This window comes from Lysobacter sp. H21R4 (assembly GCF_015277535.1).
Classification (GTDB): domain Bacteria; phylum Pseudomonadota; class Gammaproteobacteria; order Xanthomonadales; family Xanthomonadaceae; genus Novilysobacter; species Novilysobacter ciconiae.
The window spans coordinates 2,439,012-2,455,919 of sequence record NZ_CP063772.1 but is presented as its reverse complement, the minus strand read 5'-3'; the positions used below and the strand labels follow the sequence as shown (position 1 = coordinate 2,455,919).

The 16,908-nt window shown below is 68.2% G+C and carries 13 protein-coding genes and 1 riboswitch; of the genes, 6 read left to right on the top strand and 7 right to left on the bottom strand.

The window, feature by feature from the left end; all coding sequences use genetic code 11:
• Positions 1-7 precede the first annotated feature (7 nt).
• Genes INQ40_RS11195 through INQ40_RS11180 form a run of 4 tightly spaced genes read right to left on the bottom strand, consistent with a single transcriptional unit; the run spans position 8 to position 4,665 of the window.
• Positions 8-1,240, bottom strand: coding sequence for an FtsX-like permease family protein (locus tag INQ40_RS11195; RefSeq protein ID WP_194340492.1), 1,233 nt, complete (start codon positions 1,238-1,240; stop codon positions 8-10).
• Positions 1,241-1,256: 16 nt separating this feature from the next.
• On the bottom strand, positions 1,257-2,561 hold the full coding sequence (locus INQ40_RS11190) for an ABC transporter permease (protein ID WP_194340491.1): 1,305 nt from the start codon (positions 2,559-2,561) through the stop codon (positions 1,257-1,259).
• Between the two features lie 59 nt (positions 2,562-2,620).
• Entirely contained in the window at positions 2,621-3,343 is a 723-nt protein-coding gene (locus INQ40_RS11185; RefSeq protein WP_194340490.1) for an ABC transporter ATP-binding protein, read from the bottom strand.
• 44 nt (positions 3,344-3,387) lie between these two features.
• Positions 3,388-4,665, bottom strand: a complete 1,278-nt coding sequence (locus INQ40_RS11180) for an efflux RND transporter periplasmic adaptor subunit (protein ID WP_194340489.1) — start codon at positions 4,663-4,665, stop codon at positions 3,388-3,390.
• A 207-nt stretch (positions 4,666-4,872) separates the two neighbouring features.
• Between INQ40_RS11180 and glmS the strand changes: the two genes are divergently transcribed.
• The 6 genes from glmS to INQ40_RS11150 all read left to right on the top strand — a co-directional run bounded on the left by glmS (position 4,873) and on the right by INQ40_RS11150 (position 13,652).
• Positions 4,873-6,702 (top strand): glutamine--fructose-6-phosphate transaminase (isomerizing), encoded by a 1,830-nt coding sequence (glmS, locus tag INQ40_RS11175; protein ID WP_194340488.1) that lies wholly within the window; start codon positions 4,873-4,875, stop codon positions 6,700-6,702.
• 242 nt (positions 6,703-6,944) lie between these two features.
• Entirely contained in the window at positions 6,945-7,688 is a 744-nt protein-coding gene (locus INQ40_RS11170) for a TerC family protein (RefSeq protein WP_194340487.1), read from the top strand.
• Positions 7,689-7,718: 30 nt separating this feature from the next.
• The gene (locus tag INQ40_RS11165) at positions 7,719-8,120 is read left to right on the top strand and encodes a hypothetical protein (protein ID WP_194340486.1); all 402 of its coding nucleotides are present in this window, start codon (positions 7,719-7,721) and stop codon (positions 8,118-8,120) included.
• A 57-nt stretch (positions 8,121-8,177) separates the two neighbouring features.
• Positions 8,178-9,455, top strand: coding sequence for a TolC family protein (locus INQ40_RS11160; RefSeq protein WP_194340485.1), 1,278 nt, complete (start codon positions 8,178-8,180; stop codon positions 9,453-9,455).
• Positions 9,452-10,444 carry an efflux RND transporter periplasmic adaptor subunit gene (locus INQ40_RS11155; RefSeq protein ID WP_194340484.1) on the top strand — a complete coding sequence of 331 codons (993 nt, stop codon included), beginning with the start codon at positions 9,452-9,454 and terminating at the stop codon, positions 10,442-10,444. The genes INQ40_RS11160 and INQ40_RS11155 overlap by 4 nt, the downstream gene beginning before the upstream one ends.
• 25 nt (positions 10,445-10,469) lie before the next feature.
• Positions 10,470-13,652: a CusA/CzcA family heavy metal efflux RND transporter gene (locus tag INQ40_RS11150; protein WP_228482209.1), complete on the top strand. Its 3,183-nt coding sequence runs from the start codon at positions 10,470-10,472 to the stop codon at positions 13,650-13,652.
• A 141-nt stretch (positions 13,653-13,793) separates the two neighbouring features.
• Here INQ40_RS11150 and btuB read toward each other — a convergent pair whose 3' ends face one another.
• The 3 genes from btuB to INQ40_RS11135 all read right to left on the bottom strand — a co-directional run bounded on the left by btuB (position 13,794) and on the right by INQ40_RS11135 (position 16,905).
• Positions 13,794-15,677, bottom strand: a complete 1,884-nt coding sequence (gene btuB, locus INQ40_RS11145) for a TonB-dependent vitamin B12 receptor (protein WP_194340482.1) — start codon at positions 15,675-15,677, stop codon at positions 13,794-13,796.
• 131 nt (positions 15,678-15,808) lie between these two features.
• A riboswitch (cobalamin riboswitch) is annotated at positions 15,809-16,054 on the bottom strand.
• Between the two features lie 18 nt (positions 16,055-16,072).
• Positions 16,073-16,426: a TfoX/Sxy family protein gene (locus INQ40_RS11140; RefSeq protein ID WP_194340481.1), complete on the bottom strand. Its 354-nt coding sequence runs from the start codon at positions 16,424-16,426 to the stop codon at positions 16,073-16,075.
• Positions 16,423-16,905, bottom strand: coding sequence for a GAF domain-containing protein (locus INQ40_RS11135; RefSeq protein WP_193984571.1), 483 nt, complete (start codon positions 16,903-16,905; stop codon positions 16,423-16,425). Before INQ40_RS11135 ends, INQ40_RS11140 begins: the two co-directional genes overlap by 4 nt.
• Between the last annotated feature and the right edge of the window lie 3 nt (positions 16,906-16,908).

Sequence of the window (16,908 nt, the reverse complement as noted above, 5' to 3'; positions counted from 1 at the left end):
GAAAACTCTACACGCTGCGCGTGGCGACGGCGGGCGGCACGGCGGCGGCGCGGCGCGCGGGTCCGAACACCGCGACCTGGCCCAACACCCACAAGGCCACCGCCCCGACAGGCAGATACAGCGCCGGCAGGCGGGCGAGCTCGTAGTGCTCCATCAGCAGCAGGTTGATGCCGTAGGCGAGCGCCATGCCTAGCGCGATGCCGACCGTGGCCAGCAGGAAGTTCTCGGTCTGGAAGTAGCGCAGGATCTGGCCGCGGGTCGCGCCCAGCGCCCGGCGCACGCCGATCTGCTTGGTGCGCTGCTGCACCCAGAAACTGGCCAGCCCGACGATGCCCAGCGCGGTGACCACCAGCAGGCCGACGATCACCGCCACCAGCAGCCACGCCATCGAGCGTTCGCGCTGGTAATAGGTCTCGCGCAGCGCCTGGAAGGTCGTCGTCGCGTCCTCCAGGACGATCCGCTCCGGTCCGTTGCCTCGAAGCGCGGCCACTGCGGCGGCCAGGACTTCTTCGCGCCGGTCCGGGTCGGTGCGAAGCACGTAGTTGCCACCAAGGCTGTAGGCCGGCCTGAGCGGCAGGATCATCGAATATTCGCGCGCCTCGGGTCCGCCCTGGCGGCTGGGTCGAACCAGGTGCTCGACCACGCCAACGATCCGGATCGGTTCATCGCCCCAGCTGTAGAAGGTCTGGCCGACCGCATTGCCGGCGGGGAACAGCCTGTCGGCCATGCTGCGGGTGATGATGGCAGCGGGAATGACGCCGGGGGAGTCGGGACGGCTGACCACCGAGTAATCAGCGTACTCGTCGGCGGTGAAATTGCGCCCGGCAACCAGGTTCAATCCAAAGGTGTCGATAAACGCGCTCTCGGCCATGTACACCGTGGCGCTCAGCGTTGGTTGCCTCTGGTCTTTCTGCAAATTGACGCTGCTGTTCCAGGAGGAATTGAGGAAAGGCACCTGGTTGACGACGGTTGCCTGTCGGACGCCGGGCAGGCCGCGCAGCGCGGCCAGGTCGGACAAGGTCTGCGCATCGGCATTCGCGTTCTCGCCGATGCCGGCCAGTTGCACGCGGACCAGCTCGTTCTCGGCCAGGCCGCTGATTTCGTTGATCTGGGTGATGCGCGTACCGATCAAGAACAGGGCGTTGCAGATGATCGCGCAGCTGAGCGCGATCTCCAGGACGATCAGTGCGGCCGCGGTCTTGTGGCGCAGCAGGGTGGAGAGGATGGGGCGGATGTTCATCGTGTTCTCCGTCGGCTTATTGCGACTTGAGTTGCATGGCGGGCGACACCTGCATTGCGCTCCATGCAGGCAACAGGCCCGCCAGCAGGCTGGCGAGGATGGCAATCACGAAGGTGGTGACGAGCATCGCCGGGTCCAGATGGGCAAGATCGGCGTAGTCGGTCGGTTGCTGCCGCACCGCCCACAGGCCCAGCCACGCCAGCAGCAGCCCGAGCAGCCCGCCGGCCAGGCCGACGGTGCCCGCTTCGGTCAGGCCCTGCAGGAAGATGTCCCGGCGCGATGCCCCCAACGCGCGCCGCACGCCGACCTCGCCGCTGCGCCGCATGAACTTGGCCAGCAGCAAGCCCACGGTGTTGACCAGGCAGACCAGCAGGAATCCGAATGCCAGCCATACCTGCATCACCACATCACGCGGCACCACCTTGTTGAACGCCAGCCATTCGCTCACGTTGCGCAGGCGCACGTTGGTGGGCCGCTGGAACCGGCCGGCGGCACGCTGCTGGTCGGAGTAATTGGTCAGATACTGGAGATACGCATCGGCATCCTCCGGTGAGTCCAGTTCCACCCAGTACTGGATCCAGGTGCAGGGCGCGTTGAGCGAATCCTGGCCTTCACGGCTGTCGCCCCAGCAATCCATGCTGCCGTTGCGGTCCATGTCCAAGTCGCGCGAGGTGGAAAACGGCAGGAAGACCTGGTCGCTTTCGCCATAGCCGCTGTTGCCGTACATGTCGTAGAACTTCGGCGTGGGACGCCATTCGTCGAGCACCCCGACGATCTGGAAGGTGCTCTTGTCGATCCGCAGGGTCTTGCCGGTAGCGTCCGTGGCGCCGAACAGCTTGTCCTTGAGCGCCTTGGTTATCACCGCGACCCGCGCGCTGGCCTCGTCTTCGGCGGCGCTCCAGCCACTGCCCGACAGGAACGGCATCGCAAACATCGGGAAGATGTCCGCGCTGGAGTAGCGGGCGTCGACCCGGAACGGCGGCAGCTGGCTTTGCCCCGGTTCGATGGAGACGCTGCCGCCGGTCATCATCGCCTGGCGAACGCCGCGCTTCTCGCGCAACAGCGTCTCGGCATCCAGGCGCGTCATCTGCCCGTTGGGTTCCTGCCCCGGCGTGTAGCCGGTCATCTCCGCCGGGTCGAGTTGCGGATAGAACAGCACCGCGCTCTTGCCCGGGATGGGGTCGCCCGACAGCACGTGCAGGACGGTCAGCGTCGTCATGCTGGCGCCGATGCCCAGCGCGATCGCCAGCACCATCAGCGCGGTCAGGACCTTGTTGCGCCGGAAGCTGCGCAGGGCGAGGTCGAAGTAGTAGCCGAACATGGCGGTGCTCCGGGTTTGTATGGCGGCGGAAATGGGCGCCGACGAGCGGCGTGGGCGTGTCAGGGCGCGGCGGCGGTGGCCGGTTCATCGTGCGGACGCAGCAGCGGTGCCCCGGCCGCCAGGTCGGTGGCCATGCCATCGACGATGTGGACGTTGCGCTGCGCGCGCGCGGCCAGCTCCGGATCGTGGGTGACCATCACCACGGTCGTGCCGGCGGCGTTGATCTCCTCGATCAGCTCCAGCACGCTGCGCGCCATCTGCGAGTCGAGGTTGCCGGTGGGCTCATCGGCCAGCAGCAGGCGCGGGCTGCCGGCGAGCGCGCGCGCGATGGCGGCGCGCTGCTGCTGGCCACCGGACAACTCGGCGGGAAAGTGCTTCATGCGCGATCCGAGGCCGACCTTCTCCAGCGCCTCCTCGATGCGCTGCTTGCGCTCGGCCGCCGGCATCCTCCGGTAGCGCAGCGGTACATCGACGTTGTCGAACAGGTTGAGGTCGGGAATCAGGTTGAAGCTCTGGAAGATGAAGCCGATCTTGCGGTTGCGCAGCCGGGAACGGGCGTCATCGGACAGCGTGCTCACGTCTTCGCCGTCCAGCCTGTAGACGCCGCCGGTAAACGGCTCCAGCAGGCCGGCGATATTGAGGAAGGTGGTCTTGCCCGATCCGGACGGGCCGGTAACGGCGACGAACTCGCCTTCGCGCACATGCAGGTCGAGTGCGCGAAGGGCGTGCGTCTCGACCAGTTCGGTGCGGTAGACCTTGGTGACCTGGCGCATGTCGAGCATGGGGTTGTTCCTTGTGGTTGGTGAAGGGCGGTGTGGGATGGGGCTCAATTGACCCGAACCCGTTCGGCATCGCCGAACTGGTCGGCGCCGGAGACCACCACGCGGTCGCCGACGCCCAGGCCGTCGACGATCTCCACCTCGCCCAGGCTGCTGGCCCCGATGCGGATCGGCCGGCGGACTGCGACGTTGCCGTCCATGACGTAGGCGACGCTGCCGTTGCCCTGTTCCACGAACGGGCCGCGCTCGACCATCAGCACGTTTTCGCGGGTATCCAGCACGACGCGCGCGCGCATGCGCTGGTTCTGCCGCAAGCCAGCCGGTTGCCGGTCGGCAAAGCGCAGGCGCGCGGTGACCTCGCCGTTCACGACCTCGGGCGACACCGCCGAGACCGTCGCCGCGAGCGGTTGACCTCCGCTGCCGCTGAGCTGGGCCGACATGCCGATGGCCAGGTCGCGCGCGAAGCTCTCCGGCACCTTGATTTCCACCTCGAAGCGGGACAGGTCGACCACGCCCAGCACCGGCGCATTTGCCGCGACGTTGGCGCGCTGGTCCACCAGCACCTGGCCGACCTGGCCGTCGAACGGCGCGCGCAGGGTCAGCAGGTCCACCTGCCGCTGCAGTTCGCTCACCACCGCGCGCTGGCGATCGGCCAGCAATTGCTTGTTGCGGCTGTCGAGCGTGGCGCCCTGGCCCTGCAGGGAAAACTCGCGACGGGCGTGGCCGAGGCCGAGCTCGCTCTTTTTCAGCGCGTCCTCCGCGCGGGCGACGTCGATCTGCGAGACCGCGCCGCCTTCAAATCCCCTCCGGTAGCGCTGCAGATCGCGCTCCGCCGCCTGGCGGTCGACGCCGGCCTGGTCCAGAGCGCGACGTGCAGCCGAGCGTGCGACCTGCGCATCCAGCGTCGCGCGTCCGGCTTCGGCTTCCGCACTGGCCAGGGTCGCCTGCTCCTGGGCCAGGTTGCTGAGCAGTTCGGGACTGTCGATCACCGCCAGCGGCTGGCCCTTTTTCACCACGTCGCCGGCGACCACGTTGAGGGTGACCGTGCCACCGGCGATGGCATACAGGGTCGGGCTGTTGGCCGCGATCACCCGGCCGTCGGCGGAAATGTCACGGACCAGATCGCCGCGGGTGACCGTCGCCACGCGCAGCCGGTCCCCGGCAAACGAGCGGCTGCCGGCGCTCCAGTCGGCCACCAGCCAGCCGCCCAGCAGCAGGACGCCGAGCGCGATGGCGCCAGCCAGCAACCAGCGACGGCGCTGGCGCACTTTTACTGATGGCGCGGCGATGGATTGGTCCTGGCCGGAGGTGTCGCGGATGCTCATCGGGGTCCTGTGCTGATCAATTTGCGCACGAAGAACACAGCAATAACCGTGCCAAAGCGCAAGCCATTGATTTACATAAGGTCCTGTCGCTGCTCGAGCGTCCGCCGGTCGGTTCCGGGTGTCCGTCCGGACGCTGCGACCAGGCGGCAGGCGAAACCGGTTGACCTTCCCGGCTAAACTGTGGGGCTACCTGCAGGAGTCCGAGTCATGTGTGGAATCGTTGGTGCGATCGCCGATCGCGATGTGGTCCCGGTCCTGATCGAGGGACTGAAGCGGCTGGAGTACCGCGGCTACGATTCCGCCGGCATCGCGGTGATCAACGATCAGCAGGTGCAGCGCGTGCGGCGCACCGGCCGGGTCTCCGAGATGGAGGCCGCGGCATTGGCACAGGGCCTGCAGGCCCGGCTCGGCATCGGCCACACGCGCTGGGCCACCCACGGCGGCGTGACCGAGGCCAATGCCCATCCGCATGTGAGCGAGGGCGTGGCGCTGGTCCACAACGGCATCATCGAGAACCACGACCAGCAGCGCGAGAAGCTGATGGCCATGGGTTACGAGTTCGAGTCACAGACCGACACCGAGGTCATCGCCCACCTGATCCACTCGTTCCTGACCCACGGCGCAGACCTGCTGACCGCCGTGCAGGCCGCGGTGCGCGAGTTGCACGGCGCCTATGCGCTGGCCGTGGTCAGCCGCAAGGAGCCGGGCAAACTGATTGCCGCGCGCATGGGCTGCCCGTTGCTGATCGGCGTCGGCGAGGGCGAGAACTTCATCGCCAGCGACGTGTCCGCGATCCTGCAGGCGACCCGCAACGTCATCTTCCTGGAAGAGGGCGACACCGCCGAGATCACCCGCGACAGCGTGAACGTGTTTGGCGCGGACAACCAGCCGGTCGAACGCGCGATGCACCAGTCCGACGTCTCGCTGGCCTCGCTGGAGCTCGGCCCTTACAGCCACTTCATGCAGAAGGAGATCCACGAGCAGCCCCGTGCGGTCGCCGACACCATCGAGGGCGTGATCGATGCCGGCGAGTTCTCCGCCGAGCTGTTCGGGCCCGATGCGGCGGAGGTGCTGGAGGGCATCGAAGGCGTGCTGATCCTCGCCTGCGGTACCAGCTACTACGCCGGCATGACCGCGCGCTACTGGATCGAAGGCATCGCCGGGCTGCCCTGCTCGGTGGAGATCGCCAGCGAGTACCGCTACCGCGATGCCGTGGCCAATCCGAAGACGCTGGTGGTGACGCTGTCGCAGTCGGGCGAGACCCTGGACACGATGGAGGCGCTGAAATACGCCAAGTCGCTGGGCCAGGAGCGCACTCTGTCGATCTGCAACGTGCCCGAGAGCGCGATCCCGCGCGCCAGCCGGCTGGTCTACTACACCCGCGCCGGGGCCGAGATCGGGGTGGCCTCGACCAAGGCCTTCACGACCCAGCTGGTGGCGCTGTTCACCCTGACCGCGACCCTGGCCAAGCTGCAGGGCCGCCTGGACGAGGCCGGCGAGGCGGACTACATCGACGCGTTGCGCCGGTTGCCTGGCAGCGTCCAGCACGCGCTCAACCTGGAGCCGCAGATTACCGCCTGGTCGGAGCACTTCGCGCCCAAGGAGCACGCGCTGTTCCTCGGCCGCGGCGTGCACTACCCGATCGCGCTGGAGGGCGCGCTCAAGCTCAAGGAAATCTCCTACATCCACGCCGAGGCCTACCCGGCGGGCGAGCTCAAGCACGGCCCACTGGCGCTGGTCACCGACGAGATGCCGGTGGTGGTGATCGCGCCCAACGACAGCCTGCTGGAGAAGGTCAAATCCAACATGCAGGAAGTGCGCGCGCGCGGTGGCCAGCTGTTCGTGTTCACCGATGCCGACAGCAACTTCCATCCCAGCGAGGGCGTGCATGTGATCCGCGCCGCGCGCCACGTCGGCGTGCTGAGCCCGATCATCCACACCATTCCGGTCCAGCTGCTGGCCTACCACGTGGCCCTGGTGCGCGGCACCGACGTCGACAAGCCGCGCAACCTGGCCAAGAGCGTCACGGTCGAATAGCACCGCTTAAAAGTGCTATTCAATGGGTAAAAGCGCGTGCTAGTCTGCGCGCTCGAAGGGGAGTAGCTCCCACACGCTGTACCCGTCAATACGAGCCCCGGCTCCGGCGCAGCGGCATGGCCACCACGGCATGTGAGCAAGACCTTCGCGAGTCACTGCAAGACGCCTGACGGCTTTTGCAGTGGCGACCGACCAGACGCTGGCATTCCGCCAGCCGGTCGGCAACGCGAAGGAATAATCCGATGGAACTGCTCGCCAATCCCGAAGTGTGGGTCGCGCTCGCCACCCTCACCGCCCTGGAACTCGTCCTGGGCATCGACAACATCATCTTCATCTCGATCCTGGCCGGCCGCTTGCCGGTGCAGCAACGCGATCGCGCGCGCAAGCTGGGAATCCTGCTGGCCGCGGTGACCCGGCTGGGGCTGCTGTTCACCATCGCCTGGATCATCGGCCTGACCGCGCCACTGTTCACCGTATTCGGCCACGCGTTTTCCTGGCGCGACCTGATCCTGATCGGCGGCGGCTTTTTCCTGATCGCCAAGGCTACCCACGAGATCCATCAGAGGGTGGACGGTGCACCTGTCCACGTCACCGCGGCGGCGGCGGCGACGGCAACCTTCGGCGGCGTGCTGGCGCAGATCATGGTGCTGGACATCGTGTTCTCGCTGGACTCGATCATCACCGCGGTCGGCATGGTCGAGCAGCGCTGGGTAATGGTGACCGCGATCGTGATTTCCATCGTCTTCATGCTGGCCTTTGCGCGGCCGATCAGCGAGTTCGTCGAGCGCCATCCGACGGTCAAGGTGCTCGCGCTGAGCTTCCTGCTGATGATCGGTCTGGTCCTGATCGCCGACGGCTTCGGGCTGCACATCCCGAAGGGCTACGTCTATGTGGCGATGGCGTTCTCGGTGTTCGTCGAGCTGGTCAACCTGTGGATCCGGCGGCGGGAGCGGGCGGCGGAGGCGACGGGAGGCGAGCCCGCGTAGTTCCAACAGGTGCGCTACCCTGATCCCACGATGATGCGCATGCCCTTTCATTCACGCCGTTCCGGACGAACGCTGCGCCTGCTGGTCTGGCTGGTGTTCGCGCTGGGCGTGGTTGTCCAGCCGGTGATGGCGGCAGCGGGGGAACTGCACGAGCTGGCGCACGACCCTTCTGGCAGCCATACGCATGCCCCGCACGGTGTCATCGCGGATCCCGTGGCCGCTCCCGAAGGCGCATCCGGGACGCGGGAGAATCCATCCCTGCACCTGCTTCTGGATCTGGCCCATTGCTGCGGAGGCGCGGTGGCCGTGCTGCCGATGTCGAGGGTCGTCGTGATGGCCCCGGCCGAGGCTCAAGACCTGGCCCTGGGAACGGCCGCAATGCTGCTCACAACGCGACTGTCCTCGCCGTTAAAGCCTCCGATCGTCGGGTGACTGTGCAGCCGGCCGCGCGCCGGCAGTCCGCAATCCCGCATCATCCGGAGCTTTCCCATGCGTTTTTCTTCCGCGGCCCTGGCCGTGCTTGCTGGCGTGTCTGCGGTGGCGATTCCCGCACGCGCGGCCGAGCTGTTGACCCTCCAGGACGCGTTCACCCGCGTCGCCTCCAGCCATCCGGCGCTGCGCCTGTTCGGCAACCGGGCCGACGTGCTTGCGGCCGAACGGGACATCGCCTCCCAGCGTCCGCCAATGCAGTTGGCAGTGGACGTGGAGAACGTCCTGGGTACCGGCGAACAGAACGGCGTGGAGCAGGCCGAACTCACCGTCAGCCTGGCCTCGGTGCTGGAGCGCGGTCGCAAGCTGGACGCCCGCCGCACGCTGGTGCAGAGCCGGATCGACGCGCTGGCGATCGAGCGCGAGACGCAGCGTCTGGACCTGCTGGCCGATGTCGCCCGACGCTACGCGCTGGCCGTTGCAGCCCGGCGCGAGGACGCGATCGCAACGGAGGACGTGGCACAGCGCAAGCGCGCAGTCAGTGAGGCGCGCAGGCGATGGCAGGCCGGCGCCTCGCCCGAATCGGTGGTGTTCTCCGCCCAGGCCGCGCTGGCGCGGGCGGAGATGAGCCAGGCGCGCGCGCAGGCACAGGCCGCTGCCCGGCGGCAACACCTGGCAGCCCTGTGGGGCGAGCGCGCACCGGAGTTCACACTGGGCAGTGCCGATGAATCCACCCTGCCGGCGCTGGCCGGGTTTGCGCAACTGGAACAGTGGTTGGAGCGCACGCCGGAGATTGCGAGGTTTGCCGATGAACTGCGCATCGGCGAGGCGCGATTGCGGCTGGCCCGCGCAGAAGCCAGAGCGGACATCGACTGGCAGGTCGGTATACGCCACTTCCGCGACAGCAACGATGCGGCACTGATCGCCAGCGCGTCGATGCCCCTGGGCGCCAGCCGCCGGGCGCAGCCGGCCATCCACGCCGCCCGCGCTGGCCTCGCCGGACTGGAGATAGAGCGTGAGAGTGCCGCTCTTGCCTTGTACTCGACCCTGGCCGAGGCACACGGCCGTTACGAGGTGGCGCGGATCGAGGCTGCGCGCCTGCACGACGAAGTGCGGCCACGCCTGGCGCAGGCCGAGCAGGCGACCGCGCACGCTTACCGGGCCGGCGCGGCGAGCTATCTGGAGTGGGCCGCGGTCCAGGCGGAGTACATCGCCGCGCGCGAGGAGGAGGTCGACGCGGTGCTGCGGGGCGAGCTCGCCCTGATTGAGATCCAGCGATTGACCGGACAGCCGCTGCTTGCCGTGTCGGGTTCACCGACCCTGGGGGCGCAACAATGAAGCCATACGCACTGTTGCCGATGCTGCTGGTGATGCTGGCATTGGCTGGCTGCAGCCGCGGACCTGATGGCCGTGGACCGGGCGGGAACGACGTTGCCGACCACGCCCACGAGTCGGCCGACACGCACCCGCCAGCACCCGGTGACGCGCACGGCGCTGGTCAGGAGGACATCAGGCAGACCACCATTCCCGCAGCGACCGCGGCCGCATCGGGCATTCGGGTAGAGCCTGTCGGCGCGGGCGTGATCGCCGACGAGCACGAGGTGCGCGGGCTGGTGCGCCCGATCGATGGCCGGGTGGCGATGGTTGTCGCGCGCTTTCCCGGCGCGATCCGGTCGCTGTGCGGCGAAGTCGGCGACGCCGTACGCGCCGGGCAGGTGCTGGCGACGGTGGACAGCAATCTCAGCTTGAGCACCTACAGCGTGCGCACGCCCATCGGCGGAGTGATCACCGCGCGCAATGCCTCGCTGGGCGGCGTGGCCGGCGAGGGCGCTGCGCTGTTTGAAGTCGCCGATCTGTCGCAGCTGTGGGTCGACCTGCACATCTTCGGCGCCGATGCGGGCCACATCGGACCGGGCGTGCCGGTGTCGGTCACCCGCATCAGCGACGCCCTGACGGTGCAGACCACGCTGGAGCGGGTCCTGCCCGGCATGGTGAGCGCCAGCCAGAGCGCGGTGGCACGGGCGACGCTGGACAACGACGACGGCCTCTGGCGGCCGGGCGCCGCGGTCAAGGCGCGGATCACGGTTGACCGGCAACCGGTGAAGCAGATGGTGCCCTTGGCCGCGCTGCAGACGATGGAAGGAGAAGAGGTCGTCTTCGTCCAGACAGGCGAGGTCTACCGCGCGCGCGAGGTTGAGACCGGCGTGCGTGACGCCCGCAACGTGGAGATCCTGTCCGGCCTGGAAGAGGGCGATCTGGTCGTGGTCGGGGAAAGCTACCTGATCAAGGCGGACATCGAGAAATCCGGTGCGGCACATGACCACTGAGCCCGGCCTGGGCAAAAGCGGGGGCGTGCTCGCGGCAACCGTCCGCTTCGCGATCCGCCATCGCTGGCTGATGATGGTGGCCACGTTGGCGTTGATCGGTTTGGGAATATGGAGCTTTTCCCGCCTCTCGATTGACGCCACCCCGGACATCACCAACGTGCAGGTGCAGATCAACACCCATGCGCCGGGCTACTCGCCGCTGGAGTCCGAACAGCGGATCACCTACCCCATCGAGACCGCGCTGGCGGGATTGCCGGGCCTGGACTACACCCGGTCCCTGTCCCGCTATGGACTGTCGCAGGTCACCGTGGTGTTCGAGGACGGCACCGACGTGTATTTCGCACGCGAGCAGGTCGCGCAACGCCTGCAGCAGATCCGCGGCCAGGTTCCGGCCGGGCTGGAGCCGCAGATGGGACCCATGTCGACCGGTCTGGGCGAGGTCTTCATGTACACCGTCGGCGCGGCGCCGGAGGCACGCAAACCCGACGGCAGCCGCTGGACAGCGACCGACCTGCGCACCCTGCAGGACTGGGTAATCCGTCCGCAGATGCTCGCTACGGCCGGCGCCACCGAGGTGAACACGCTGGGCGGATTCGAACGGCAGATCCACATCACCCCGGACCCCTCCCGGCTGGTCGCGCTGGGGTTTACCTTGCAGGACATCGTCGAGGCGGTCGCGGTCAACAACCAGAACATCGGCGCCGGCTATATCGAGCGCAACGGCCAGCAGTACCTGGTGCGGGTGCCGGGTCAGCTGGGTGAAGCCGGCACCGACCTGCTGGACGAGATCGGCAGCATCGTGCTGGACCGGCGCGAAGGGATGTCCATCCGGGTTGGCGACGTCGCCGATGTGGGCGAAGGGCCCGAGCTGCGCACCGGGGCAGCCACGCAAGGCGGCGAAGAGGTCGTACTGGGGATCGTGGCGATGCTGGTCGGGGCCAACAGCCGCGATGTCGCCCGCGAAGCGGCCGAGCAATTGGAGGTCGCCAATCGCAGCCTGCCGGAAGGGGTGGAGGCGCGCGCAGTGTATGACCGCACCGCGCTGGTCGGCCGCACCATGCAGACCATCTCCAGGAACCTGCTGGAAGGCGCTTTGCTGGTAGTCGTGGTGCTGCTGCTTCTGCTGGGGAATTTCCGCGCGGCGCTGATCACCGCGGCCGTCATTCCCCTGGCGATGCTGCTGACCATCACCGGCATGGTCCGCGGCGGGGTGTCGGGCAACCTGATGAGTCTGGGCGCGCTGGACTTCGGGCTGATCGTGGACGGCGCGGTGATCATCATCGAGAACTGCCTGCGGCGCTTCGGCCAGATGCAGCAGAAGCTTGGGCGGATGATGACGGCTGATGAGCGCAACGAATTGACGGCCACGGCGACGGTCGAGGTGATCCGGCCCAGCCTGTTCGGGCTGTTCATCATCGCCGCCGTCTACCTGCCGATCTTTGCGCTCACCGGCATCGAGGGCAAGATGTTCCACCCGATGGCGATCACGGTGGTGCTGGCCATCACCGGCGCGATGGTGTTGGCGCTGACCTTCGTCCCGGCGGCGATCGCGATCTTTCTCGGCGGCCGGGTCAAGGAGCGGGAGAGTCGGGTCATCGCGTGGTGCAAGGCACGTTATGCCCCGGCGCTGGCGTGGTCGTTGCGACGCCGCGGACCGGTGCTCGGCGGGGCCCTGGTGCTGGTGCTGGTGAGCGGCTGGGGTGCCACCCGCCTGGGCGGTGAGTTCATCCCCAGCCTGGACGAGGGGGATATCGCCATGCACGCCCTGCGCATCCCCGGCACCGGGATCGAGCAGGCGGTGAAGATGCAGCTCGCGTTGGAGCGGCGGCTGATGCAGGTGCCGGAAATCGAGCGCGTGTTCAGCAAGATTGGTACCGCCGAGGTGGCCAATGACCCGATGCCGCCCAACGTCGCCGACACCTTCTTGATGATGAAGCCGCGCGCGGCTTGGCCCGATCCGCGCAAGTCCAAGCAGGCACTGATCGAGGAAATCCGTACCGCCGCCGAGGAGGTGCCCGGGAACAATTACGAGTTCACCCAGCCCATCGAGATGCGCTTCAACGAGTTGATCTCCGGCGTGCGCGCGGACGTCGCGGTCAAGGTGTTCGGCGATGATCTGGACACCTTGGCGCGGGTCGCCGCGCAGATCGAGGCGGTGGCGGGCCAGGTCTCCGGCGCGGCCGATGTCCAGGTGGAGCAGGTCGCCGGCCTGCCGATGTTGAGTGTAGAGCCCGATCGCGAGGCGTTGGCCCGCTTCGGCCTCAATCCCGGGATCGTGCAGCAGACGGTGGCGACCGCGGTGGGCGGGCAAGTCGCCAGCCAGCTGTATGAGGGCGACCGACGCTTCGATATCGTCGTCCGCCTGCCCGAGTCGCTGCGCGTGGATCCGGCTGCGTTGCAGGACCTGCCTATTCCGCTCGGCGGACCCGCCGCGGCAGTTGCCGGCGATGCCTGGAGCCGCTCACCGCAGACCATACCGCTGCGCGAGGTGGCGACGATCCGGACCGTGACCGGGCCCAACCAGGTCAATCGGGAGAATGGCAAGCGCCGCGTGGTGGTGACGGCCAACGTCGGCGATCGCGACCTGGGCGGGTTTGTCAGCGACCTGCAGGAGCAGGTCCAACAGCGGGTGGCAGTGCCTGATGGCTACTGGATCACCTACGGCGGAACGTTTGAGCAGCTCACATCCGCCAGCCGACGTCTCGCTGTCGTGGTGCCGCTGACCCTGCTGCTGATTTTCGGATTGCTGTTCATGGCGTTCGGCTCGCTGCGCGACGCGGCCATCGTCTTCAGCGGTGTTCCGCTGGCGCTGACCGGTGGGGTTCTGGCGCTGGCGCTGCGCGGCATCCCCCTGTCGATTACCGCCGGGGTCGGCTTTATTGCGCTGTCGGGCGTGGCGGTGCTCAACGGCCTGGTCATGATTGCCTTCATCCGCAGTCTGCGCGAGTCGGGATCGTCGCTGGACGCGGCGATTGTCGACGGCGCCATGGGCCGGCTGCGCCCGGTGTTGATGACCGCGCTGGTGGCGTCCCTGGGTTTTGTGCCGATGGCCTTCAACGTGGGTACCGGCGCGGAGGTGCAACGACCGTTGGCGACGGTGGTGATCGGGGGAATCGTCTCCTCGACCCTGCTTACCCTGCTGGTGCTGCCGGTGCTGTATCGGTGGTGGCACGGCGGAGCGGAGGCGCTGCCTTCGGTCCGGCCCTGAGCCAGTGGCGCTGGCCGGGCAGCTTGCGCCTCCTGCGTGCCCGAGCGCGGAAGCCGGCACGCTTGTGCAAAAAAGGAAACCGGCGGGATGTGCCGCCGGTTCCGGTGTTGCATCAGAGTCGGCGCCGCAGCGCCTGCGCACTTACTGGCGCGGGGTCCAGCGAAGGGTCAGGTGCCATTCGCGACCGGCCTGGTTGTAGTAGGCGGCGGTGCGGTAATCGCGGTCGAACGCGTTGGCCAGCTTCGCCTGCACGCTCAGCGCGTCGGTGAGCGCGTACTCGGCGCGCAGGTCGAGGGTGGCATAGCCCGGCAGCGACACGGTGTTGGCGACGTCGTCGTAGCGCGAGCCTTCGGCAATCCCGGTCAGGCCGAAGCGGAAGTCGCCGAACGCGCGGTCCAGCGAGGCCCGTGCGCTCTTGCCGGCGCGGCGTGGCAGCTCGTTGCCATCCTGGAAGCCGCCGCTGCGGTTCTCGGTATCAACGACGCTGAAGCTGGCATCCATCGTCCACTCGGCGACCTCGCCGCGGACGCCCAGCTCGGCGCCACGCATGCGCGCGCGGTCGACGTTGCCGGGCAGACCGATGGCGCCGTCGAAGGCGATCAGGTTGTCGACCTTGGTGTGGAACGCATCCAGGTCCACGTTCCAGCCGTGCCCGCTCCAGCCCAGGCCGATCTCGGCCGTCTCGGACTCCTCGGGCACCAGGTCGGGGTTGCCGAAGTAGGGGTAGTAGAGATCTAGGAAGTTGGGCGCCTTGAACGCGGTGCCCCAGCCGGCCTTGATGCGCCAGCCGCCGGCGATGTCCATTCCCCAGCCCAGGCCGCCGGTGGTGTGGCCGCCGAACTGGTCATTGTCATCGCGGCGCACGCTGGCCTCCAGGCGATGTGCGCCCAGGCGGGACTGGACCTGGGCGAAGGCGGCGCGGTTGGAGCGCGAATCGACCTCGTAGGCGGTGTCGCCGGAGACCTGGTCACGCGACCAGTCCGCGCCCAGCGTGAGCACGTGGGCGGGGGCGAGGGTCAGGTCGGCCTGCAGCGTCGCGCTGTCGCGATCGGTGCTGAAGCCCCCCATGAAGGCCTCGTCCTTGTACTGGTCGGAGGAGTCCACGTTGCGGCCGGCGGTCAGGCTCACTTTCGCGCGCTCGCTGGCCTGCCACGACAGGCTGCCGCCGACCACCTGCTGCACGGTCTCGGCGTAGTTGGTGTAGTCGCCGTCGTACTCGTTCTCCCCTTCGCTGCGCATGGCGTGCAGTTGCAGCTGCCAGGCGTCATTGAAGTCGTAGCCGCCGCGCAGCGAGATCGCATTCTGGATGTAGCCATCCTTGTCAGGCTCGGGCGCCGCAAGGCCGCAGCCACCGAACGGGCTGGGCGCGGGGTCGCAGGCATTGAAGCCCTCGGTGCGCTGGAAGGCATAGTCCGCGCCGAACCAGCTGCGCTGCGTCCGCCCGCCAAAGCCGGTGCCGAACTCGTGGGCGCCATTGCTGCCGCCGCCCACGTGCATGCGCGGGGCGAAGCCGGCGTCGCCGTCGCGGCGGGTGAAGATCTGGATGACGCCGCCGATCGCGTCCGCGCCGTACAGGCTGGAACGCGGCCCGCGCACGATCTCGATGCGCTCGATCAGCTCGACCGGCAGGTTCTGCCATGCCGCAAGTCCCGAAGTCGAGGAGCCGATGCGCACGCCATCCACCAGCACCACGGTGTGGTCGGAATCGGCGCCGCGCAGGAACAGGCTGGTCAGCTTGCCGGCGCCGCCCTGGTTGGAGATCGAGATGCCCGCGCGGCCGCGCAGCAGGTCGGTCACGGATCGGGCCTGGCTGCGCTCGATGGCGTCGCGGTCGATCACCTCCACCGGCGCCAGGACATCGGCGACCGGGTTGACGGTGCGGGTGGCGGTGACGATGACCTGGTCCAGGTCGGTGGCCTGCGCCAGCGGCGCGGGCGTGGGCGCCGCGTTGGCGGCGGGGGCGAAGGCGGCTACGGCCAAGCCGGCCGCAATGGCTGCGGCAAGCGCGGTGGGGGTGGATCGCATGGGTGGTTCTCCTTGCGCATGCCCCTCCGTCCCCGGGGTGGCGATGCGTTGCATTGCGGGAGTCGCAACGCGGGAACCGGGCAGCAGGCGGGCGCAGGGCGCAATCTCGCCGCCGCCATGCCCTCCGCATCGCAACCAGTCGACTTCGTGGCCGGTCTCCGGACTTGCGGGGTGTCAGAACCACGACACCAACCACGGCGCCTTCCCATGCCGGAGCACAGTGGCGGTGAGCCGTGACGGGACCTGCCAATGTGGCCGATCCCCTCGCTTACCGTTGCGGGGGCAGTGCCGGCATGGCCGCTTTGGCGACGTCACCGGCTTCCCGTTTCAACCCGTTGGCATGAAGCCGTCAGGTCACCTCGAAGCGGGCGCATTGTACGCCATCGCGCAGCCGCTCAGTCGGGATCGTGATCGTCGGGGCGCGGGGCGACGGTGTCGGCGGTCAGCACCGTGGTGGTGACCGGACCGGCGGGCGGCGCATGGCGCGGCGGCGGCAGCTCGTCGATCGCGGCCTCCGCGGCGGCGACCAGTTCGCTGCGCCGTGCCAGCGGCACGTCCTGCCAGTGGCACTCCTGCAGCGCCCCTTCCAGCGCATACAGCAGGTTGAGCGTGGGCCGGAAACCCGCGCGCTTGACCCGCATGAAGGCCTCGACCGGGCCGGTCGCCACCAGCTCCTCGCGGCTGCGCAGGCCGACCTGATGCAGCCACGCAGCGGACTTGGGCCCGATGTTGCGCAGCTTGTCCTTCAAGCCAGCGAGTCCACGAAAACGGCGGCGAGCGTCTCCAGCCCGTGCTGGTCATCGGCGTCGAAGCGGTTGAGCTGTGGACTGTCGATATCGAACACGCCGATCAACTCGCCACCGGCGACCAGCGGCACGACAACCTCCGAGCGCGACGCGGAATCGCAGGCGATATGGCCGGGGAAGGCGTCGACGTCCGCAACGCGCTGGGTCTGCCGGGTACTGGCCGCGGCACCGCACACGCCCTTGTCCAGCGGAATGCGGACGCATGCCGGCTGGCCCTGGAACGGCCCGACCACGAGCTCGTTCCCGTCATAGAAATAGAACCCGACCCAGTTCAGCGCGGGCAGCGCGTGATAGACCAGCGCGGACAGATTGGCGGCGTTGGCAATACGGTCGCGTTCGCCGGCGAGCAGCGAGCGCGCCTGGGACGCCAGCTCGGCGTATTGCTCCGGCTTGCTGCCGGAAAGCGTGGTGGCTGTAAACATGGC